Annotated in this window: 21 protein-coding genes; 11 read left to right on the top strand and 10 right to left on the bottom strand. The window is 61.0% G+C overall.

Annotation, left to right across the window (positions count from 1 at the left end):
- The first annotated feature begins 106 nt into the window (after nt 1–106).
- Both NKJ35_RS04055 and NKJ35_RS04050 read left to right on the top strand, forming a co-directional pair.
- A complete protein-coding gene (locus tag NKJ35_RS04055; protein ID WP_352645164.1) occupies nt 107–349 on the top strand; it encodes a type II toxin-antitoxin system Phd/YefM family antitoxin in 243 nt (80 codons plus the stop codon).
- Nucleotides 349–774, top strand: a complete 426-nt coding sequence (locus tag NKJ35_RS04050; RefSeq protein ID WP_352645162.1) for a type II toxin-antitoxin system VapC family toxin — start codon at nt 349–351, stop codon at nt 772–774. Before NKJ35_RS04055 ends, NKJ35_RS04050 begins: the two co-directional genes overlap by 1 nt.
- 137 nt (nt 775–911) lie before the next feature.
- Here the strand turns inward: NKJ35_RS04050 and NKJ35_RS04045 are convergent, their stop codons facing one another.
- The 9 genes from NKJ35_RS04045 to NKJ35_RS04005 all read right to left on the bottom strand — a co-directional run bounded on the left by NKJ35_RS04045 (nt 912) and on the right by NKJ35_RS04005 (nt 9,810).
- The gene (locus NKJ35_RS04045) at nt 912–2,168 is read right to left on the bottom strand and encodes an RNA polymerase sigma factor (RefSeq protein WP_352645160.1); all 1,257 of its coding nucleotides are present in this window, start codon (nt 2,166–2,168) and stop codon (nt 912–914) included.
- Nucleotides 2,169–2,253: 85 nt separating this feature from the next.
- On the bottom strand, nt 2,254–2,655 hold the full coding sequence (locus NKJ35_RS04040; RefSeq protein ID WP_352475767.1) for a YciI family protein: 402 nt from the start codon (nt 2,653–2,655) through the stop codon (nt 2,254–2,256).
- A 264-nt stretch (nt 2,656–2,919) separates the two neighbouring features.
- Entirely contained in the window at nt 2,920–3,702 is a 783-nt protein-coding gene (locus tag NKJ35_RS04035) for an ABC transporter ATP-binding protein (RefSeq protein ID WP_352645158.1), read from the bottom strand.
- Between the two features lie 10 nt (nt 3,703–3,712).
- Nucleotides 3,713–4,510, bottom strand: a complete 798-nt coding sequence (locus NKJ35_RS04030) for an ABC transporter permease (protein WP_352645496.1) — start codon at nt 4,508–4,510, stop codon at nt 3,713–3,715.
- Between the two features lie 97 nt (nt 4,511–4,607).
- Nucleotides 4,608–5,609 carry an ABC transporter substrate-binding protein gene (locus NKJ35_RS04025; protein ID WP_352645494.1) on the bottom strand — a complete coding sequence of 334 codons (1,002 nt, stop codon included), beginning with the start codon at nt 5,607–5,609 and terminating at the stop codon, nt 4,608–4,610.
- Nucleotides 5,610–5,833: 224 nt separating this feature from the next.
- Nucleotides 5,834–6,565, bottom strand: coding sequence for a histidine utilization transcriptional repressor HutC (hutC, locus tag NKJ35_RS04020; RefSeq protein WP_352645155.1), 732 nt, complete (start codon nt 6,563–6,565; stop codon nt 5,834–5,836).
- A gap of 30 nt (nt 6,566–6,595) precedes the next feature.
- On the bottom strand, nt 6,596–7,618 hold the full coding sequence (locus tag NKJ35_RS04015) for a zinc-dependent alcohol dehydrogenase (protein WP_352645153.1): 1,023 nt from the start codon (nt 7,616–7,618) through the stop codon (nt 6,596–6,598).
- A gap of 15 nt (nt 7,619–7,633) precedes the next feature.
- Nucleotides 7,634–8,956 carry a histidinol dehydrogenase gene (hisD, locus tag NKJ35_RS04010; protein WP_352645151.1) on the bottom strand — a complete coding sequence of 441 codons (1,323 nt, stop codon included), beginning with the start codon at nt 8,954–8,956 and terminating at the stop codon, nt 7,634–7,636.
- Nucleotides 8,957–9,036: 80 nt separating this feature from the next.
- Complete coding sequence (locus tag NKJ35_RS04005; protein ID WP_352645149.1) at nt 9,037–9,810, bottom strand: SDR family NAD(P)-dependent oxidoreductase; 774 nt, start codon at nt 9,808–9,810, stop codon at nt 9,037–9,039.
- Between the two features lie 198 nt (nt 9,811–10,008).
- Between NKJ35_RS04005 and NKJ35_RS04000 the strand changes: the two genes are divergently transcribed.
- From NKJ35_RS04000 to NKJ35_RS03980, 5 genes are all read left to right on the top strand, one after another.
- On the top strand, nt 10,009–12,069 hold the full coding sequence (locus NKJ35_RS04000) for a N,N-dimethylformamidase beta subunit family domain-containing protein (protein WP_352645147.1): 2,061 nt from the start codon (nt 10,009–10,011) through the stop codon (nt 12,067–12,069).
- A 127-nt stretch (nt 12,070–12,196) separates the two neighbouring features.
- Nucleotides 12,197–12,418 (top strand): hypothetical protein, encoded by a 222-nt coding sequence (locus NKJ35_RS03995; protein ID WP_352645520.1) that lies wholly within the window; start codon nt 12,197–12,199, stop codon nt 12,416–12,418.
- Nucleotides 12,419–13,198: 780 nt separating this feature from the next.
- Nucleotides 13,199–14,413, top strand: a complete 1,215-nt coding sequence (locus NKJ35_RS03990; RefSeq protein WP_352645145.1) for a glycosyltransferase family protein — start codon at nt 13,199–13,201, stop codon at nt 14,411–14,413.
- Between the two features lies 1 nt (nt 14,414).
- Nucleotides 14,415–15,659, top strand: a complete 1,245-nt coding sequence (locus NKJ35_RS03985; protein WP_352645143.1) for a glycosyltransferase — start codon at nt 14,415–14,417, stop codon at nt 15,657–15,659.
- Entirely contained in the window at nt 15,656–16,852 is a 1,197-nt protein-coding gene (locus tag NKJ35_RS03980; RefSeq protein ID WP_352645141.1) for a glycosyltransferase family protein, read from the top strand. The genes NKJ35_RS03985 and NKJ35_RS03980 overlap by 4 nt, the downstream gene beginning before the upstream one ends.
- A 98-nt stretch (nt 16,853–16,950) precedes the next feature.
- On the opposite strand, the gene NKJ35_RS03975 is transcribed toward NKJ35_RS03980, so the two are convergent.
- Complete coding sequence (locus NKJ35_RS03975; RefSeq protein WP_352645492.1) at nt 16,951–17,619, bottom strand: class I SAM-dependent methyltransferase; 669 nt, start codon at nt 17,617–17,619, stop codon at nt 16,951–16,953.
- Between the two features lie 85 nt (nt 17,620–17,704).
- Between NKJ35_RS03975 and NKJ35_RS03970 the strand changes: the two genes are divergently transcribed.
- The 4 genes from NKJ35_RS03970 (at nt 17,705) to NKJ35_RS03955 (ending at nt 22,385) form a co-directional block, all read left to right on the top strand.
- Complete coding sequence (locus NKJ35_RS03970; protein ID WP_352645139.1) at nt 17,705–18,070, top strand: hypothetical protein; 366 nt, start codon at nt 17,705–17,707, stop codon at nt 18,068–18,070.
- 17 nt (nt 18,071–18,087) lie between these two features.
- Nucleotides 18,088–20,802 carry an ABC transporter transmembrane domain-containing protein gene (locus NKJ35_RS03965; protein WP_352645137.1) on the top strand — a complete coding sequence of 905 codons (2,715 nt, stop codon included), beginning with the start codon at nt 18,088–18,090 and terminating at the stop codon, nt 20,800–20,802.
- Nucleotides 20,803–20,958: 156 nt separating this feature from the next.
- Nucleotides 20,959–21,408: a cyclic nucleotide-binding domain-containing protein gene (locus NKJ35_RS03960; protein WP_023675957.1), complete on the top strand. Its 450-nt coding sequence runs from the start codon at nt 20,959–20,961 to the stop codon at nt 21,406–21,408.
- Between the two features lie 122 nt (nt 21,409–21,530).
- The gene (locus NKJ35_RS03955; RefSeq protein ID WP_352645135.1) at nt 21,531–22,385 is read left to right on the top strand and encodes an MBL fold metallo-hydrolase; all 855 of its coding nucleotides are present in this window, start codon (nt 21,531–21,533) and stop codon (nt 22,383–22,385) included.
- The last annotated feature ends 5 nt before the right edge of the window (nt 22,386–22,390 follow it).

Here is a 22,390-nt window from a genome sequence, read left to right as displayed (position 1 = left end):
AGGAGCGGTCACCTGCTTCGCTCACGCAGCCAGTTGCTTATTCGCCGTGCACTGGAATTGTCACACGTGATGCGCTATATGACCATCTACATGGTCAGGAGCTGAGATGGACGCGGTCAATCTGGCGGACGCCAAGGCACATCTGAGTGAGCTCATCGACCGGGTCGAGGCTGGAGACTCGATCGACATAACCCGGCGTGGCAAGCCGGTCGCCAGGCTCACGGCCGTGGCCCGTCCTCGCAAACGGATCGACGCCGTCCTGCTCCAATCCCTGACCGCAACCATGCCTCTGCAGGCTCAGGCTGCCGCCGATCTGGTGCGATCGATGCGAGATGGCGATCGCTATTGATGTCCTATCTCGATACTTCGCTGATCGTCGCGGCGCTATCCAACGAAGCCATGACCGCGCGCGTTCAGGGCTGGCTGGCGGAGCAGGACCCAGCGCAACTTGTGATCAGCGACTGGACCATCACCGAGATGTCCTCCGCCATGGCGATCAAGCTTCGGACCGGACAGATCGACTTGGAGCAGCGCGCGGCTGCGCTCGCGATGTTCAATAAGCTGGTCGCTGAGAGCTTCACCGTGCTGCCGGTGGCGGGCGGGCATTTTCAGGTCGCCGCGAAATTCGCCGATCAGCATATGCTCGGGCTTCGTGCTGGCGACGCCCTGCACCTCGCGACGGCATCGGAGCATGGCGCCACAGTGTGGACCCTCGACCAGCGGCTCGCCGAGGCAGGACCGATTCTCGGCATACCGACGCAGTTGCTGGCATGATCAAGGGCTCTCCTCCAAATGAATATACCCAAGCTGCGTTGCGAGTTGATCACGCTCATTGAAGGGAGCCGGCCGGGAGCGAACTGGCGGCTTTCGATGTTGCCCTGGCGGCGCGTCGGGCACGCAGAGCGATGCTGTCAACCACAAGCGTCTGCACGGGCGAGGAGAAAGGCCGCTTCGCGCGCGTTGCGGGTGAGCTTGGCCGCAGCCTCGAATTCGGCGCGGGCCTCGGCCAGCCGGCCGGCCCGAAACAGAAAATCGCCCCTCGCCGCCGGCAATGGCGCATAATTGCGCAAGGCGGCGGCGTCGGCAATCTCGTCCACCAGCCGCAGGCCCGCTTCAGGCCCGAAGGCCATGCTGTGGGCGACCGCTCGATTGAGATCGACCACCGGCGAGGGCATCACTGCTCGCAGCCGGTCGTAGAGCGCTGCGATGCGGGGCCAGTCGGTATCGGCCGGACTGCGCGCCCGCGCGTGACAGGCTGCAAGCGCGGCCTGCAACACATAGGGGCCATCGCCCCCGAGAGCTTCGGCACGGGCCAGCGCGTCAAGGCCCCGGCGGATCAGCAGTTGGTCCCAGCGTGCGCGGTTTTGCTCGGTCAGGGTCAAGAGGGCGCCGTCCGGCCCGATGCGTGCGGGCAGGCGCGATGCCTGGATTTCCATCAGAGCCAGCAGACCGAACACCTCGGCATCCTCGGCCATCAGACCCGCCAGCATGCGGCCCAGCCGTTGTGCCTCCAGGCACAGGCCCGGCCGGACAAGGTCGTCGCCGGCCGTGGCAGCATAGCCTTCATTGAAGATGAGGTAGATGACCTCCAGCACCGAGGAAAGACGCACTGCACGCTCGGCACCGCGCGGCACCTCGAAGCTAAGCCCCGCCTTTCCGATCGTCCTCTTCGCGCGGACGATGCGCTGGGCGATCGTCACCTCGCTCGACAGGAAAGCACGGGCGATCTCGTCCGTCGTCAGGCCGCCGATGACACGCAGCGTGAGCGCTGCGCGAGCGTCGGCCGAAAGTATCGGGTGGCAGGCTGTGAAGATGAGGCCCAGCAGCTCGTCGCCAAGATCGTCGTTCATGGCCATTTCGTTTCCCTCGGCCGTACGGTCGCACTCGCCGTCCAGCTCCCGGGCGATCTCCTCATGCTTGCGCTCGCGCATCTTGTCGCGACGGATCGCGTCGATGGCGCGGCGTTTGGCGACCGTCATCAGCCAAGCGCCGGGATTGGCCGGAACGCCGGTCCTGGACCATTCGGAGAGGGCTATGACCAGGGCGTCCTGCACCAGTTCCTCTGCAAGGTCGACATTGCGCACGAGGCGGGCCAGGCCCGCAATGAGCCGGGCCCGTTCAATGCGAAAAATCGCCTCGATCGCCTGGTGCGTCTCGCCTGCGGTCATGCCGCCTTGTCGGCCAAAGCCACAATGGAGGCAAGCAGGTTGCGGCCGACAGGTTCAGTTGCCGGTGCGCTTCTCGCGCGTCCGGTCACGGATTTCCGTGACCTCCGGCGTCAGATTCCCATTGCCAATCAGCCATCTCGTACAGCGGCCGGATTTCGATCTCGCTCGGTCCTGGCATGGGATTGGGGCAGCGCTTCACCCAGGCGACCGCCTCGTCCATGTCCTTGACTTCCCAGAGCCAAAAGCCGGCGACCAGTTCGCGGGTCTCGGCGAAAGGCCCGTCGATGACCGTCCGGCGCGGACCATCGAACGCAACGCGCTTGCCCTGCGAGGAGGGCTTGAGTCCGTCGGCGTCGAGCAAGATGCCGGCATTGCGCAGCTCGTCGTTAAATCTGCCCATCGCCTCCATCGCCTCCTTCGCCTCGGGCGTCGGGAGAAAGCCCTTTTCGCTGTCCTCGGTAGCCTTTACGAGCACCATCACACGCATCGTTTGTCTCCTTGTTTGAGCCGGCCTCACCGGCCGGCAGCGAAACGACGAACGGAGTTTAGGAAATCGACATTGTCCTGCAGATTTTTTTCGAGCTTGAAGAGAAAGATGCCGATGGCTGCTCCCCTGGTCAGGGGTCGCGATGGCGCGATATCGAGATTGGGCGCTACGCTGGTCGCCGATTGTAAGTAATTCTACGCTGGAGTCCTCCGCGTCCAGCCGCGTTGGTTCCGCTCTTGGACCCGACACGCATGAGTGGCCTGCCTAAACCATTTCGGGACGTTTAGAAGCCTCGCGGATCGCCTTGTGCACGCGGCGCTGCAAATCCATGAAGGCCGGAGTTTCCATGATCTCTTCCCGGCGCGGGCGCTCGATATCGACATTGAAGGTCTGCATGATGCGTCCCGGCCCGATCCCCATCACGACGATGCGGTCCGACAGGTAGACGGCTTCTTCCACATCATGGGTGACGAAGAGCACGGTGAGCCTGTGCTCCTCCCAGATCTGCGTCAGGAGTTCCTGCATCTGATGCCTGGTCAAGGCATCGAGCGCGCCAAAGGGCTCGTCCATCAGAAGCATTTTGGGTCGATAGGAAAGGGCACGCGCTATGGCCACGCGTTGCTTCATGCCGCCAGAAAGCTCAGATGGATAGCGATTGGCGCTATGAGGGAGCTTGACCAGATCGAGATGCTCGCGCGCTATCCTGCGGCAGGTCGCGCGGTCATGACCCGCGGCCTTGAGCGCGAACTCGATGTTCTGCTGCGCCGTCAGCCAGGGAAGCAGGGTGTAGGACTGAAAGACGACGCCGCGGTCGAGGCCCGGCTGCAGGATCGGCGCACCATCGATAGCAAGATCTCCCGCGTCGAAATCCTGCAGTCCGGCAACGATCGACAGCAGCGTGCTCTTGCCGCAACCCGACGTGCCCACCAGCGAGACGAACTCGTTGTCGGCAAGATCGAGATTGATATCGCGCAGTGCTTCCGTGCGCCGTGCGCCCGTGCCGAAGCTTTTGTGGAGGCCTTCGATCCGCAGTTTGGGCAAACTCATCGGCCCGGCCTCATTGCACGTGGCCCTCCTGCCGGAACAGCACTTTTCCCAGTGCCTTCATGACCTGGTCGGTAATGAGGCCAAGCACGCCCAGCAGCAGGATGTAGCCAATGATGGTGTTTGTCTGGAAATAGCGCTGGGACACGGTGATGCGGTAGCCGAGGCCTGATGTCGCCGCGACAAGTTCTGCCAACACCAGCCAGGTCCATGCCCAGCCGAGACTGATGCGCAGCGTATCCCAAATGCCTGGCAAGGCGCTGGGAACGACGATGCGCGTCAGGATCTTGCGATCCGGCAGGCCGAGCGTCCTGCCAAGGCCGATGAAATCAGCGGGAACCCGCTTCACATTGTCCATGATCATCAGCACCTGCTGGAAGAAGGTGCCTATGAAGATGATCAGGAATTTCTGGGCATCGCCCGTCCCCGACCACAGGATGGAGAGAGGCACGAAAGCGACCACCGGCATGTAGCGGATGAAATCCACAAGCGGCTCGATCGCCGCTTCCCAGGTCCTGAAGCTGCCGATCAGCACGCCAATCGGAATCGCCAAGGCCGAGGCGATGAGGAAGCCAACAGAAATACGGTATATCGAGGCCCTGAGATCCAGCCATAGCGTGCCGTCACCCGAGAGCTTGCCGAGCTGGGTCACCACGCTTCCCGGCGACGGCAGGAAAATTGGCTTTACCAGTCCCAGCCCCGTTGCCGCCCACCAGGCGAGGCCGAGGCCGGCAAAGACGGCCACTGCTATCATCAGGAAGCGCGAGCGTGCGATGGGCGCGCCGAACCCGGCGGAAAGGCGACGGCGCATCGGCTGTTTGATCACCGGCCCCGGCGCTGCGTGAGACGGGCTTGGCTTGGTCGCACGCTGCTCGGACATTTGCGTCACCACCGCGAGCCGGCCCTCGTCATTTCGCGGCCTTGACGAATGACGGGTCGATCATCTGTTCCGGCGTCACGTCCGCCTGCAGCAGCCCGGCGTTCTTGGCGGCCGCCTCTACATCCGCAAATGTCTTGGTGGAGAACTCCCCGGTCAGGGCATCCTTGTTTTCGGCGAGAGTATAGTAACGCACGCCATCAAAGGCGGTGTTGAGGTCTTCGACGCTCGACCCGACCGCCTTGGAGATGATCGCCCGGCCGTCGGGCGTGTCGGCGTTGTAGGCCTTCAGGGCAGCATCCCAGGTCTTGATCATGGCAAGCACCTGGCCGGGACGCGACTTGATCACCTCGTCGCGCACCACGAATACGTCACTGATCAGGCCGGGATCTTCGCCCGCGGTGAAGAGCAGCTTGAGGTCCTTGTTCTGCATTCTTGCCGCGGTGAGATAAGGCTCATAGGTGACTGCGACTGGAACCTGGCCGGCGATCAAGGCGCTGCCGGCATCCGCCGCCGGCATTGGAACCGGCTGGACATCGGCGATCGACATGCCGTTCTTGGCGAGCGCGTATTTGAGCAGGATGTCGCTCGTCGTGCCTTCCTCAAAAGCAACCTGTTTGCCCTTGAGGTCGGCGACGGTGGCGATGTCCTTGCCGGCGATCATGGCGTCTGCCGTCATGCTGACGTCGAGCAGAAGCACGATCTTCACCGGCAGGCCGGCCGCAACCATGCCCATAGCCGTGTGCGTCGCGATGTTGGCGGCATCGAGCTGGCCGCTCGCCAGGGCGGCGTTGATATCCTTGTCCTCTGCGAAATTCACGATCTGCACGTCGGACAGCCCGCTTGCCTTGAACAGGCCCTTGGCCTCGGCGACATGCCACTGGCCGTAGCCCAGCCATGGCTCGATGCCGATCTTGAACGTTCCTGCCTCAGGCGCCGCCGGAATTGTCGTGTCGGCCGCGTAGGCCGCCGGGGCAAACCCGACAGCAGCAGCCATAGCGAGTGCCCGAAATTGTCCTGCTAGATTACGCATCATCTTGTTCCCCTTGATGATCAGGCCGCTTTTTTGAACCAAACTCCGGCCTGGTGAGAATGCCGGCGTCTGCTCTTGCGGCACCGTGCCTCGGCATCTTAGCTGCCCGTTCAACGAAAGTGCGACGACACTTCAACGTTAGCAATAGCGGATGTCAAGGCTAAATACATACATGCATATACAAGTTAGACCCCTCCTACCGAGTCTGATTCGCTTCACTGCGATCAAGTTTTTTTGGACGGAGAATACCGGCTGCCAAGCGAATAGCGGCTGCCAACGTAAGTCAGCTTGCTGATCGTGGCAACGATGGCGCCCGTCCATGTCCGGCGATGCAGAAACAGGCAGCAGCTGCCGACATCGATGCCCAGATACCGCGCCGTCTCCGCATCGGCAGGGGTCGCCGAGATGATGTGCTCGACCTCCGTCACCGGGGTTTTCTGCATGAGGTAGTCGTAGGTTGCTGTCTTGGAAAAGTCCTGCTTGTCGTAGTCGGGTATCAGGCCCGGGTTCACGAAGCGCTCTTCCAGTTGCACAGGCAGGTCGTTCTCGAAGTTGACGACGATGGAATGATAGACCGGCGCGCGTTTTGCGAACTCGAAGGAAAGCGCGAGCTCCTTTGTCGGCGTGATCTTTTCGAGCACGATAACCTCGGAGCGATGCCTGTTTCCCCGCGCGACAATTTCCGCCGCGATGTTGTTGATCTCGATCAGTGCTGATTGCGGTCGAGGTGGCGCGATGAATGTGCCGACGCCCTGGAGCCGGATCAGAAAACCCGCAGAGGTCAACTCCCGCAAGGCACGATGGACCGTCATCCGGGACACGCCGAGTGTCGCCACGAATTCATTTTCGGACGGCAGCTTCCGGTCCCTGCTCCATTGGCCCATTCCGATGTTCGTCAGGATGTAGTCCTTGACCTTCTCGTAAAGAGGGCTGGCGGTGTCGGGCAAAGTGATCATTTCAAAATCCTTTCCGGCAACGTTCGGAAATCACACGCGCCCGGAAGACCGCATCCGGATGATTGTTTTCAAACCATCGCCCTGCCCCGCCAACAGCCGCTCATAGGCTGCGGGAACATCATCCAGGCCGATCTCGCGGTCGATCAGTTCGACCATGGGCTCGGTCAATTCGCCGAGCATCCGAATGGCGTCGGGAAGCTCATCGGCAAAGGCGTGGCATCCCAGCAATGCGATTTCGCGTTCAACCAGGATGTTGGGATCGATGTCGAGGCGCCCATGGAATATGCCGACCATCGCAACGGTGCCACCGGCATCGAGAACGCCGAGCAACTGGCTGAGTGCTGCGATGCTGCCGGTCGCTTCGACGGCAGCAAGCAGGGGGGCATCCGCGGTGGCGGCGGCAATGGCGTCCCGGTTCAAGTCGACGATGCTGGCGCCGGTCACCCGCGCCACCCGGGCGCATCGGCCAGGGTTGCGATCGGCGACGAGCACGGTACCTGCGAATGTCCGGGAAAGCAGCAGTGCGGCAAGCCCGCCAATAGTCCCGCAGCCGACCACAAGAACGGAGCCGGCCGTTTTCGGCAGACGCCGCACTGCGTGCAACGCTACAGCCAGCGGCTCGGCCATCGCAGCGACCCGTTCGTCAAGCGCGGCATCGACGACGTGCAGCAGGCGTGCGGGCAGGACCGCCTGTTCGGCAAATCCGCCGTCGCATATCTCGCCGACAAAGCCCAGCGACGTGCAAAGATGCCGCCTGCCTGCATGGCATTGCGCGCATTCTCCACACCATAAACGGGAATCGGCGACCACGCGGTCGCCAACAGCGATGATGTCCACGCCCTCGCCGATGGCGATCACCGTGCCTGTGAGCTCATGGCCAGCCGTCGAGGGCGCCCGGCTTATCCATTGGCCCGTGCGAAAGTTGTGAAGATCGGAACCGCAAATGCCTGCGGCATCGACCCTCAGCTTCACCCAGCCTGGCTCGGGAGCGCCTGGCGCGGCGATATCCTCGACGCGCAGGTCGCCGGGTCCATGGAGTCGCGCCGCCCTCATCGTCATCGTTTCCGCTCAGCCGGCGAGATAGCGATCGCGGATCTCCGAAACCGCGTTCTCATGCGAGCTAAACCCTTCGTAGCGGGCGAGCCTGCGGGCATGCAACGCGAGTTCCGGATAGGCCGCCGAGGTCACATAGCCGACCGACGATCTCTTGACGAAATCCGTCACCGAAAGCGGTCCAAAGGTTCGCGCCCACCGGCTGGTCGGCAGCACCGCATTGGGTCCCAGGACGAAGTTAGCGAGGGTCACCGGCGTGTGCGGTCCCATGAGGATCTCGGCGGCTTCTGTGATACGTCCAAGATGCGCAAATGGCTCCGTTGACAGAATCTCGAGGTGCTCCGGGGCATAATCGTTGATGAAACGGTAGCTGTCCTCCAGCGACTCGGTCAGCACGATGCCGCCGCGCTTTCCAGTCAGCACCGCGCGCGAGAACTCCACACGCTGTTCGCTCATTCGGGACCAGTGTTCCGGTATCGCAATCAACGCGGCTTCGGCGACCTTGCGGCTATGCGTCACCAGATAGGCCGACGAATCCGGGCCGTGCTCGGCCTCTATCAACAGGTCAAGAGCGGCCAGGCCGCCGTCGACGCTGTCATCAGCAAAGATGATCGCTTCGGACGGGCCGGCAGGCAGGCCTGTGTTGATGATCGGGGACAACACGCTCTTTGCCGCCACCACCCACGGGCTCCCCGGCCCGACGATCTTGACGGCAGGCTTCACGGTCTCGGTTCCATAGGCGACGGCGGCGACCGCATGGGCGCCGCCGCACTTGTACACGGTCTCCACGCCGGCAATGCGGGCAGCAACCAGCGTCGCGGCGTCGACGGAACCATCCGAAGTCGCAGGCGTCACGATCGCGATATGGGGAACCCCGGCAATCACCGCCGGAACCGAGGTCATCATCGTCACCGAGGGGAAGGCGCCTTTGCCGCGCGGAACATAAAGCGCAACGGAAGCAATCGGTGTGTATCGGTCACCCGCATAGGCGCCCGGCCGAACTTCCTTGAGCCACATCGTTTCCGGGCGCTGCTCCTCGTGGAAATGCCTTATGTTCTCAATTCCGAACCGGATACTCTCCACGACATCCTTGTCGACCTTGTCGAATGCCGCGTCGAACTCCGCTTCCGAAACTTTCAGCCCACCGTCGGCAACATCGGCTTTGTCGAGTTCGCGCGCAAACCGGAGCAAGGCCGCGTCACCTTCATCCTTGACGGCCTGGATGATTGGACGGACCTTTTCGATGAAGGAAGACAGATCTCCTTCTGCGCGTTTCAGTAAACTGGACCGCTGATCGACACTGAGGGATGACAGGCGGTGGAAGCTGACGTCAGACATGGCGGCTCCTTTTCTTAGGACGCAATTACGGTTAGCGCTTGTCGATCACTTCTGGGACACATCTCCAGCCCCTGAAGCCTTCAAATCGATGCGAGAAAGCCTCCATCTACGGGAATGGACTGGCCGGTTATGTAGGCTGCCGCATCCGAAGCGAGGAACACCGCGATTCCGTGCAGGTCCGAGAGATCACCAAAACGGCGCTGCGGAATCTTGGCGAGCATCGATTGCCGCCATGCCTGGTTGCTGTAGAACACGTCTGTCATCGCTGTCCTGAAATAGCCAGGCGCAATGGCGTTGACCCGGATCCCAAGATCGGCCCACTCCGCCGCAAGCGCCCGCGTCATGCCGAGGAGGCCTGATTTCGACGAGCCGTACGGCACCGCCGTGGGAACCCCAACCTCGGAGGTCAACGAACAGAGATTGATAATGACGCCGGGCCGTCCGGCGTCTCTCATCTGCCGCGCAGCGGCCTGGGCGCAGAAGAAGGCGCCTTTGAGATTCGTATCGACAATCCTGTCCCACAAGGCCTCGTCGACATCGAGTGAAGGCCGGATCTCTTCCGTACCTGCATTGTTGACGAGAATATCGAGACCTCCGAGCAGGCTGCCGGCCTCGGCTGTCGCCGTCCGGCACCGGTCGACGTCAGTGACGTCCAGGGCGACGGCGTGCGCGACCCCGCCGGCGGTGCGGATGGCGGCTATCGTCTTCTCGAGCGAGGCCACACTGCGCGCCGTGACGGCGACGTCGGCGCCGGCCGCGCTGAGCGCCTCGGCGATGCTGCGCCCGATGCCACGGCTTGCGCCGGTTACAAGCGCCTTCCTGCCTGACAGATCGAAGAGAGATGCGTTGCGCATGTCATCCTCCTTGGTAATGTCGCGCTTGGACCGATCGCGTCGAGACTATCCGAATGCAGCTTATCTATACAAGCATGTACATCATGGCTGTAGTGCGCCATGCGAAACTCTGCTTGTCAGAGCGGCAGCGCATTGGCCGACATCGGACCGGTCTACGCGGTTCGCCCCAGCCCATCTGGAGTTCATCGGGAGGGATATATGAAGCGCGCAGTAGACCACGACGCGATGAGCGTGGTTGGCTATACCACCCCCTGGAGTGCCAAAGCAGGCCAGCGGATCAAGCTCAGCCTGTCATGCGATCGGCCGATAAAGGCCACACGAATTTGCCGGCTCGACAAGCCGGCTCCGGAATTTCTCACCTGGGCCATCGAAACAATAGGTGAAGCACGGCGTCGGCATTTCGACCAGGGGTCGTTCCTGTTCGTGCGGCCCGGCGAACTGGCCAAAGTACAAGCCCTCCACGGCATACGTTTTGAGCTGTTCCTCACGCGCAACGAAGGTGCGCGCACGATCCTGGAGGCAGGCGCCCTCGGGCTGCGCCTCCGCGACGGCGCATTCGTCGTGGAAATCGGTGACGAAACCCTTGTCGAGAAGAAGGCGCCAACCGGTGTGTGGCTCACTGTCGAGTTGGATCTGCGGCAGGAACAATCGCGTCTGCGCATCAAATCCCATGATCTTCTCGCGCCTTACGAACTCTGTGAAGGTTTTGGCAGCCCTGCGCGGAATCTCCAAGGGCACGGCATCCATTTCGGCGCAAGTGCTACCAACCACGAACCTACCCTCAACGCGAAATTTGCTGCGATCCGGTTCGACACGCCACAGGGGACTGTTGCCTGGGATTTCCCGACGCTGTTACCAACGCAACCGATCCTGTCGTCTGGCGGAGCAGATCCGCTGCTCCTGGATGTGATCAATCAGCCAGCCTTCTGCGTGACTTCGGCACGCTGGGACGGATCGAGCTTCGAGCCTCGCTTGGTGCCGTCGCACTACGACGCTATCCATTGCCACGACGACGACATCGGCCCGCTTGAGTGGCCGGCATCGCACCGCGTGACGATCCCTGAAAACGCACACCCAGGCGTCTACGCGTTCCAGGTCGAATGGGAGGGTGGCTACGAACGCGTGGTGTTCTTCGTCACCTCGTCACAGGTCTCGTCGCCGCTGTTGTATCTCGTGCCGACGGCCACCTATCTCGCTTATGCCGACGAATATCTCCCGGATCATCTTTATGAATGGAAAGGCGACGACCGGGGACATCGCTTCGCGATCGCCAACAATCTGAAATCTCTTTACGACTACCATTCCGACCTCAGCGGTGTTTCCATCTGTTCCTACAAAAAGCCGAAAGTGACGCTTAGGGACGACTACGATTATCCGCTCTGCGGCTGCCCACACAATTTGCCGGTCGATCTGCACTTCCTCCGATTCTGCCACGGAAATGGAATCATGTTTGACGTCCTGACCGATCACGACTTGCACGAATGCGGCATAGACGGTCTGCGTCGACATCAAGCCGTCGTCACCGGCAGTCACCCCGAATATATGTCGATCGAGATGGAGCAGGCGCTGCGGCAGTTTGTGGCCGAAGGCGGCAGCATCGCCTATCTCGGCGGAAACGGCTTCGCTGCCACTGTGGCCTTCAAGGACGACCTGATGGAGCTGCGGCGCTCGCCGCTGGAGGCAGGCCGCACCTGGGATGGCCCGGTCGCCGAACAGGCGCTGTCGATCACCAACGAACCAGGCGGCTATCTCCGCTCCCGCGGCCGAGGCGAATTCTCGCTGATCGGTGGCGCGATCTCACTGATGGGATTCGAAGGCGCGCGCCCCTTCACGCGCACTGAGGAAAGCCGTGAAGCAGGATGCGCATGGCTGTTCGAAGGCGTTGAAAATGCGACCTTCGGCACGGACGGCATCGTGCTGGGCGGTGCCGCGGGCTACGAAGTGGATGCGACAGATCCAGCCCTCGGCACTTCCGCTGACACCGTCGTGATCGCGCGGGCGACGGGATTTCCGGACAGCTTCTTCCAGGATCCGACGCGCTGGTATGAAGGCGGGGATACGCAACGCACCGCCCGCCGCTGCGCCGAAATGACCCTGCGAAAGCTCGCAGCAGGCGGCTTGATCTTTTCGGCAAGCTCGGTTGCCTGGTGCGGCGCGCTGCCAGCCGCAGGCGCCATGAACGATGTCGGCAGGATCACGCTCAATCTGCTTAACCGCCTCGGCACCACGAAAGGAGAACCCGGCCGAGAAAATCAATAACCTTCGGCGAAGGTACTGACCAGCGGACCGCGGGACCTTGAGGAGCGCGGCGTCCCCGATAGCGGGCGGGCATTAGAGAGTGGTACTGCGCAGTGACTTGGGCCCTCCAAGAGTCTAAGCAGCCAGCATGCTTCTGACAGCACGAAGGAAAAACCGCTGCATACCCCGCTTTCTTGCCGTCTACACCATGAAGCCCGAAGACCTCGCTCGCTTTCGCAGCCTGCCTAAGCCCGAGCAGGATGCGATTGATGCCGTCGGCTTGCAGCAGTGGGCGGACTGCGGGGAGAGAAATGCCGCATTTTTCCCCGATCGCGGCGACTTCAACGCCGTCAAAAAATTATGCTCCTGATTCTAAAGGCTAAAGTCGCCGCAACAATATTTTGAGGTTTCGCCAACTGTCGGGACCAATCGAGCGGTTTTTGCACCTCGCGACGTTTCGATGGCCCGCTCAGGTCGTCTCAAAAAGTACCGTCACCGCCCCAGCTAAGGCATTAGCCAGAGGCCATAGCGATCGACAAGCAACCGGTGTTGCACACACCCCGCTGCGGGCGGTGTGTTGTGAGCGCTGGCATCCACTCGATTCCTGGCGAAATTCAGGCTAGCTTGGGCGATAGATGGCTCAGTTCTGGTCGGTGAATCATAATCAGACCGCTCGTCAAGATATTGATGGGCAGCACCTTTGGTCTCCCAAGACCGAGAGCGATGGCGCGCGAAACGAGTTCTGCAACAACATGTGCCGTGCGACGCCCGCCGACCCTGTCCTTTCGTATACCGATCAAGCAATTGACTATATGGGCAGGATCGCGGAATTCGCTTTCATCGCTCCGAAACCATCGAGTTCGGAGAGACTGGAGCTTATTGGAATCAAGAGGGATGACTTCTGCCGATCTTTTGGACACCGCTTTCCCCTTCGATTCATCCCAAAACAACAACGGGGAGCCTCGGCCCGCTCCCGCCGAGGCGATATTCGCCACTCCATCTAGTTTCGGACTCAGGCAATCAGAAAGCCCTATTCCACAGAAGTAATGCAAATTCAAAATCGCGGCCTCATGTTTCAGAACCAGGATGGTTTCGAAGCCGGCGGGTCGCTCACGGTCCTCAAAGCGAGAATTCTAAGAGACGTTCAACAATGACCCAGCACGCAGAAAACGCTCGAATTCTCATGTACAGCCACGACACGTTCGGGCTGGGCCACTTGCAGCGCTGCCGAACTATCGCGCATTCGCTGGTCGAGGATTTCCGCGGACTTCAGGTGCTTATCATTTCGGGTGCGACTATCGCTGGCGCCTTCGACTACCGTGCCCGTGTCGACTTCGTGAAGATCCCCAGCGTCATCAAGCTGCGCAACGGCGAATACACCTCGCTGGAAAAGGACATCGATCTGCATGAGACGCTAAGGATGCGCCAGTCGATCATCCGCCACACGGCCGAGACCTTCCGGCCGGATATCTTCATCGTCGACAAGGAACCGCTCGGCCTGCGCGGTGAGATTGAGGACACGCTGTCCTACCTCAAGACGCGGGGCACCACGCTGGTGCTTGGCCTGCGCGAGGTGATGGATGCGCCGCATCTGCTCGAAGCAGAGTGGGCACGCCGGGACGTGATGCGCAAGATAGGCCTGTTCTACGACAAGGTCTGGGCCTATGGCCCGCCGGATTTCTACGATCCGTTGACCGGCTTGGATGTGCCGCCGGCTGTCAGGGCAAAGATGAGGTTCGTCGGTTTCCTGCAACGGAGCCTGCAGCGGAACGAGTTGCCCGGCCATCGGCCTGAGGGCGACTATATCCTCGTTACCACCGGTGGCGGCGGTGACGGCGCCGATCTGATTCACGACGTCATCGATGCCTATCAGCAGGATCCGCAATTGCAGCATAGGGCCCTGATCGTGCTTGGGCCTTACATGCCGGCGCGCAAGCGCAACAAGCTGCTCAAGAAGGGGTCCAAGATCCCCTATATCAGGATCATCGAGTTCGACAACCGCATGGAAGACCTGATTGCCGGCGCCAAGGCGGTAGTAGCGATGGGCGGCTACAACACCTATTGCGAGATACTGTCTTTCGACAAGCCGGCGCTGATCGTGCCGCGCGTCGAGCCCCGCAAGGAACAACTGATCCGCGCACGGCGCGCGGCCGAACTCGGCCTCATCGAGATGCTTTTGCCGGAAGAAGCCGAGGATTCCCGGCGGTTTGCCGATGCACTGAAGGCGCTGCCGGACCGGCCCCGCCCATCGCAGAGCAATCCGCATCTGACGCTGGAAGGGCTGCCTCATATTTCCGAAATCGTCGCGGAACTGCTCGACCGGCGGGCCGGCCATCACCTTTCAGTCATTGAAGGAATGACCTGAGTTGCAACATCGCAAGATCGTCGTGGTTCTGAAGGGTTATCCGCGGCTGTCCGAAACCTTCATCGCGCAGGAACTGCTCGGTCTTGAGCGTGCGGGGTTCGACCTGATACTTGTCGCGCTCAGGCGGCCGACCGACGAAAAACGCCATCCCGTGCATGACGAGATCAAAGCGCCCGTCCATTATCTGCCGGAATATCTGCATGAAGCGCCGCTGCGCGTGCTTCGCTCGCTGTTTGCCTGTCTGCTGCGTCCGGGCTTCTGGCGCGCGCTCGGATCGCTGGCTGCCGATATGCCCCGCGACTTTACGCGCAATCGCGCGCGCCGCTTCGGGCAAGCGCTCGTGCTGGCGGCCGAATGGCCGGAAAACGCGGGCTGGCTGCATGCCCATTTCGCGCACACGCCTGCATCGGTGACGCGCTATGCCAGCCAGCTTCGTGGCCTGCCCTGGACCTGCTCGGCCCATGCCAAGGACATCTGGACTTCGGCGGACTGGGATCTGGCCGGCAAGCTTTCCTCGGCGCGCTGGACGGTCACTTGCACGAAAACCGGCTTCGACCGTCTGAAAAAACTCGCTAACGGCAACTCGTCTGTGCATCTGAGCTATCATGGGCTCGACCTTGATCGCTTCGGCAGTTTCGGCGAGGCGCGAAAGCAGCATGACGGCTCGGCTCCGGACGAACCGGTCGTCGTTCTGAGTGTCGGGCGCGCCGTTGAAAAGAAAGGTTACGACACGTTGCTGGAGGCCCTTGCCCTGTTGCCCGGCGATTTGGCGTGGCGTTTCGAGCATATCGGCGGCGGCGAAGAACTGGAACGGTTCAAGGCGCTGGCGCAAACACTCGGCGTGGATGGTCGCGTCTCTTGGAAAGGCGCGCTTGCGCAGGAGGAGGTGCTTGAGCACTACCGCCGTGCCGACATCTTCGCCCTGGCCTGCAGGATCACCGCAAATGGCGACCGCGACGGCCTGCCGAATGTTCTGGTGGAGGCGGCTAGCCAGCGCCTTGCCTGCGTGTCGACCGATGTTTCCGGCGTGCCAGAGCTTTTATCGCCGGATGAAACCGGGTTGCTGGTTCCGACGGAAAACTCGATTGCCCTGGCACAGGCGCTGGAGCGCCTGATCCGTGATCCCGTGCTGCGCGACCGCCTCGGCGACGCGGCAGAGCGGCGCGTGCGCGGCAATTTCGATCATATGGCAAGCATTGGACAGCTCAAGGAACTGTTCGAGCGGGAGTGGCGGGCCGCCGAATGAAGCGGCTGCGCGCTTTCTTCTATGTCCAGCACCTGCTCGGCATCGGCCATCTCGCGCGCGCCAGCCGCATTGCGGCGGCTCTGGTCGATGACGGGTTTGACGTAACCGTCGTGACCGGTGGAGCGCCGATCGCCGGGTTTCCGGGACTGGGGGTAAAATCTGTAACCCTGCCACCTGTCACCTCCGGTGATGAAGGATTTTCGGGACTTGTCGACCTGCAAGGCAACCCGATCGACGATGATTTCAAGAAATGGCGTTCAGAGATGCTGCTGCAGGCATTCCGGGATTGCAGGCCTGATATCGTCATTGTCGAAGCGTTTCCATTTGGACGCCGGCAGATGCGTTTCGAACTCTTGCCGCTGATCGAGGCCATCGACGCGACGTCGCCCAGACCGCTGCTGGTGACGTCCGTCCGCGATATCCTCCAGGAGCGCGTCAAGCCGGGCCGAAACGAGGAAACGGTCGATCTCATCAACAGGCATTTCGACCTTGTTATGGTCCACGGCGATCCGGCTTTCGCAACCATCGACAAGACATTTCCATTGGCTGGGTCGATCAGGGCCGAGGTCACCTACACAGGGCTCGTTGCCGCGCCGCCATCGCCCGCGGCCTCCGAGCGCTTCGACGTTCTGGTGTCGGTTGGCGGCGGGGCTGCCGGAAAGAGCCTTGTCAGCTCCACGATCGCAGCGGCGCGGGATGGCAACAACGCTTGGAAATGGTGTTTGATCACCGGCCCGAACCTGCCGAAAGACGAGTTTGACGCGATCGCAGGCGATGCCACGCCGGGCCTGTCCATCTTCCGGTTCCGCGAGGATTTCGCCAGCCTGCTGACCGGCGCCCGCCTGTCAGTCTCGCAGGCGGGTTACAACACGGTCTGCGATGTACTGCGCGCGGGTTGTCGCTCCCTGCTCGTCCCATTTGCAGCCGGCGGGGAAACCGAACAGACGGTTCGCGCCCTGATGCTCGAAGAACTCGGTCTTGCAACGGTGCTGACGGAAAAGGACCTGACGCCCGAAGGTTTGGCGCAAGCTATCGAACAGGCGCTTGTGGAACGGACGCCATCCGCGCATCGTCTCGATCTGGAAGGCGCGCGCCGCTCCGCGCAAATCCTGCGCGAGCGGTATCGAACATGGTCCCTAAATGTGGGGCCCGGTTTCGGAAAAGTTCATGATCAAACAGACGATAGATCCTAACGCGCGTAGCGTCTGTGAGATTCGTGCGACGCGCTTCAAGTCCTGTTCTTATGCGTATCGTTGTCCCAAAACCGCTACGCACTTTTGGGCGAAATGCATTAAACAGTTCCAATCAGCATGAAGCGCGTATAATTTTTTGTCGGCAGTTCGCCGGCGAACCGCACCTCCCGTAGCGCCGCCATTTCCTCGAAGGCTGCAAGCGAAGCCACGCAGTTGATGTGCGTCGGCTCGCTGAAATAATCGTTCGATTGCAGCAGTACATTCGTGCCCGGCGGAAGCAGAGCAAGCCAGGCGCGCAGATCGGCTATGTGTTCGCAGCTCGTATTGACCATCAGGTCGGGCCGCCCGGCCGCATAGTCGAGTGCGTACATATCTGCCGTCAGCGCCCGGAACCGGTCGCCGGCTTCCCGGTTGAGGGTCCGGGCGACCGGCGCGACTTCAGGATCGATGTCGATGCTATCGATCGCCGCGATGTCGAAGCGGGCATCGTTGAAAAGCATTGCCGGCAATACGCCGTACCATCCACCCAGAACCCATATGCGCCCGAAGCGGCCACCGCCGCTTTCGAACAGCCTGTCGAGCGCCCACATCTTGCAGGCGACCTGCTTGTGGTTGAAGGCGTTAGCAATATCGGCCTTCGGATGCTTGGCGACGACGCGCGCCAGCCCCGCCACGAGAGGGCAGTTGACATAAGCAGCAATTCCCCGTGTGAGGTCCAAGGCTTGCTCATGCCAGTCCATGGCATTGCGTGGTTGCGTGACATCCATCATAATTCGTCTTGTATGTTGGGATTCTGGGCGACACAACGCAATCTTGCCTCCCGCAAGACTGTTTGATTCCGCGGACGTGATCATGCTGCAAGCCGCTTGGCTATTGCCCGGTGCCGGAGAGAGCCTATTGCATCTGTCCGGATCATCGGCGTCCATCCGCCAGCACCAGCCGCGCAGCTGCGGCCTCGTGCTGCTCAGCTGTTCGCCAAAGCCCTACGAAAGCCGCGGATCGTTTGGCCAGCTGCTTTCTTCGCCGATCGACAATGCCCATGTCGTTGCCATCGACCATGCGCCGGAACTGGATCGCGCCGCCTCGCAGGTTCCTTGCATAGTTGAGCGCAGGGCAATGTCCGTGCACAGCAGCTTCGAGCTTGTCGTTGGCGATGAAGAAATTGCCGATACGCCATTCGCCAGCAGGTGCTTTTACATCCTGCATGCTTCCAACTGAAGGGTCCACAGTCGCATATGGAAGCCAGCCTAGCCCGCTATATCTGGACGCACACCAAGAAGCAGCAGCTCTGGATATTGATGATCGTCGTGCTTTCGATGATCCCATATTTCATGTCTTTCGACCTGCCGAAGCTGATCGTCAACGGACCGATCCAAGGTCGCGGCTTCGAGCAACCGGGCGCGACCCAGCCATTCATGAGGCTACACTATAACCTGCCGTTCATTGGAGAGGTCCAGTTCTTCTCCGGTTTTCAGCTCGACCGCGAGGAGACCCTGTTTGCCCTGAGCCTTGTGTTCCTCTTGCTAGTCGTCATCAACGGCCTGTTCAAATTCTACATCAACACCTACAAGGGCCGCCTCGGCGAACGCATGCTTCGGCGTATCCGCTTCGATCTGGTCGACCGGGTGCTGCGGTTTCCGCCGGTTTACTTCAAGCGAGTGAAATCCGCCGAAGTGGCGACCATGGTGAAGGACGAGGTGGAGCCGCTGGGCGGCTTCATCGGCGACGCCTTCCTGCAGCCGGTACTGCTCGGCGGCCAAGCGCTCACGGCCATGCTGTTCATCATGATCCAGAACGTCTGGCTCGGAATGATAGCGGTCGTGATCGTGGCGATCCAGATCGTGCTGATCCCGCGAATGCGGCGGCGGCTGATCGTGCTCGGGCGCCAACGGCAGTTGACGGCGCGCGCGCTTTCGGGCCGGGTTGGCGAAATCGTCGACGGCATCGGCGCGGTTCACGTCCACGATACATCAAACTACGAGCGCGCCGACATAGCTGCCCGGCTCGGGCTCATCTTCAAGATCCGCTTCGATCTTTACCAATGGAAATTCATGGTGAAGTTCCTCAACAATTTTCTCGCGCAGCTCACGCCCTTTCTGTTCTACATGATCGGCGGGTATCTGGTCCTCCAGGGGCGGCTGGACGTCGGCCAGCTCGTGGCCGTGATCGGCGCCTACAAGGACCTGCCCGGACCGATGAAGGAACTGATCGACTGGGATCAGGATCGGCAGGATGTCCAGGTCAAATATCAACAGGTCGTTGAACAGTTCACCGTCGAAGGTCTCATCGCGCCGAGTATCATGGCATTGACGATCGACGATCCCGATCCGATGACCAAACCGCTGTCGGCGATCAATCTGTCCATAGCAGACGATGGCGGTGCGATGCTCCTCAACCGTATCTCCCTCCAGGTCAAGCCGGGTGAGACGGTGGCACTGGTCAGTACCGCAACAGGTGGAGCGGAGGCGCTTGCAGAAGCCTTCGCGCGGCTGATCTGGCCGGACAGCGGAAAGGTCGCTTCGGGCACCGACGACCTGCTTGAACTCCCGGAAGCAGTAACCGGCCGGCGCATATCGTACGCCTCGTCGGATGTTTTCCTGTTCCAGGCAAGCCTCCGCGACAACCTGCTCTACGGGTTGAAGCATGCGCCGCTGACATCGGTGCCTTATGACGGTGCTGCGGCAGATCAGCACCGCTGGAACATTCACGAGGCGCGCCGGTCGGGCAATCCGGATCTTGATATCCACGGCGACTGGATCAACTATGCTTCCGCTGGCGCTACCGGCCCGCACGACCTCTTTGAAGCCGTGCGCCGGGTGCTCGACGCGGTTGTTCTGTCGCGTGACATTCTGGATCTTGGCTTGCGCTCTTCAGCTGACCTCAAGCGTCACACGGAGCTTGCCAGGCGGATCGTTGAACTGCGTGCGGCGCTGCGGACCCGGCTGGAACAAGAGGGGCTGAGCGGACTGGTGGTTCCTTTCGAACCGGGCGCCTACAACAAGGAAGCAACGATCGGCCAAAACCTGCTCTTCGGCGCTGCCGCCGGCCCCGAACTGGCCGACAGGGCCCTGGCGGCCAATCCCTATTTTGCTTCCGTGCTGAGGCAAGCCGGCCTCGACCGCACGCTCTACGAAATGGGCTTGGAGATCGCCAAACAGGCGATAGAGTTGTTTGCCGACCTGCCGCCCGATCACCAGTTCTTCCAGCAGCTCGCCTTCATGAGCGCGGAGGAGATACCCGCCTACGAAACCTTGCTGCAACGGCTCAAGAACCGTCCCTACGAGGCGGTTTCGGAGAACGATCGCGCCATGATCGTCACCTTGAGCTTTGCCTACATCGAGCCCCGGCACCGCTTCGGCCTGCTGAGCGACGAGCTGATGAGCAAGATCGTCGCTGCACGCAACCGGTTCTATGAAGACCTGCCGCCCGAGTTGCACAATGCGATCGAACGGTATGATCCTGCCAAATACATTGCCGCGGCCACGGTCATGGATAATGTCCTGTTCGGGCGTGTGGGCAACAATCATCCCGACGCGCCCGACCGCATACGCTCCATCGTCTATGACATTCTTGACGAACTCGGGCTTTATGGCGAACTTCTGGATGTCGGCCTGGACTTCAACGTCGGCTCCGGCGGGAGGCGGCTGACCGGTGGACAGCGACAGAAGCTCGATGTTGCCCGGGCCTTGCTCAAGCGTCCCGATTTTCTCATTCTCAACCGGCCGCTGTCGGCGCTCGACCAGCGCATGCAGGATAAGGTGCTGCGAAACGTGCTCGAGGAAGCCAGGCGCGACGGCCATTCGCCGGCAATTGTGTGGGTCGTGACGAATCCGGCAATGGCGATGATGTTCGATCGCGTTGTCGTCTTCGACTCGGGTCAATTGGCGGAAGACGGAACACACGAGACACTCTTGGCGGGGAACGGTATCTTCAAGGAACTGTTGTCATAGAGCAACGGACATTCAGATGGATCATTCTGCCGGTGCACGACATCGGGCTCGCCACCTTTCGCGTGGTTTGCCTCGCCATCCCGGAAAGAGAATTGATTCCATCTGGGCGTCCCTTGCTCTAGTCTGGCAAACGCGAATTTTGGAAGGTTTGCGACAATGCTGCTCAAGGATGAAGTTGGAATGCTGCAACGCGTTCCCTTGTTCTCTGCCATCGAGCCGACAAAGCTCAAGCTGCTTGCGTTCACATCCGATCGTGTGAGCTACAGCGCGGGCCAGATCCTTTTCAGGCAGGGCGACGAGGGAGACGCCGCCTATGTCATCCTTTCAGGCAGAGCGGATATTCTTGTCGATTCCGATAGCGGACCGATAAAAGTTGCCGAACTGGAGCCAAATTCGATCGTTGGCGAGATCGCCATATTGTGCAACAGCTCCCGCACTGCCACCGTCAGAGCGGCAAGTCCGCTGGAAGCCTTGAGAATCCGCAAGGATCATTTCCTGAGGCTTATGAGGGAGTTCCCGGAAATGACCATCGAGATATTGCGGGTTCTTGCCGATCGCCTAAGCCATACGACCGCGGATCTGATCGACGCACGAAGCGCCAAATAACGAAGGACGGGCGCCCGATCCTCGCCGTCGTGACGGCACTGTCCTCTCGCTGAGAAGATCACCCGGAGAAAGCCTGTCTCGCCTAGCAGCAGTTGTTTGGATATGATGGGCGAAGGGGTAGCATGGACGACAACGTTTTCCTGGTCAGGTTTTGGGGTGTCCGCGGCAGCATTTCGGTATCAGGGCCAGAATTCTCTCGCTATGGCGGCAACTCAATCTGCGTCGAAATGCGATGCGGTAAGCATACGCTTCTGTTCGACGCAGGCTCTGGCCTACGGCCTGCCGGCGCGGCACTTCAGGCGTTGGGCGTGACCGATTTCGACCTGCTTTTCACCCATTGCCATTACGATCACATCATCGGGTTGCCGTCTTTTGCGCCGATCTATGATCGGGGCGCCAAGGTTACGCTTTGGTCCGGGCATCTTGCAGGACACATGACGACCCGGCAGATGGTCGATGAGTTCATGCAGCCGCCGTGGTTTCCGGTGAAACTGGAAGCCTGCAAGGCAAGCCTCGACTATCGCGATTTCGTATCCGGAGACGTGCTTCGCCCGCGCGAAGGGGTGGTGGTCCGAACCGGCAGTCTTATCCATCCGGGCGGCTGCATAGGTTACCGGGTCGAATGGGGCGGCCGCGTCGTGGCGATGATCACAGACACTGAGCACGAGCCGGACAAACTCGATCAGGCGGTGCTCGGCCTGATCGAAGATGCCGACCTCGTCATTTACGATTGCACCTACACCGAGGAGGAAATGGAACGCCGCCGCGGTTACGGGCACTCGACATGGCAACAGGGTGTCAAGCTCTGTGAGGCGGCCGGTGCGCGGAGGCTTGCGCTGTTTCACCACGATCCGACACGGATCGACGAGGAACTGGACGAGATCGAGAAACTGGCCAAAGACAGGTTTACCGGCGCTTTTGCCGCGCGGGATGGCCAGACGCTCAAATTTCCAGTCTCATTGCGCAAAAAGCGCTGAGCTGT

The organism is Mesorhizobium sp. M0136 (genome assembly GCF_040322515.1).
GTDB lineage: Bacteria > Pseudomonadota > Alphaproteobacteria > Rhizobiales > Rhizobiaceae > Mesorhizobium.
Note: the sequence above shows the minus strand (reverse complement) of the source record. Positions and strands in the feature narration are given on the sequence as shown.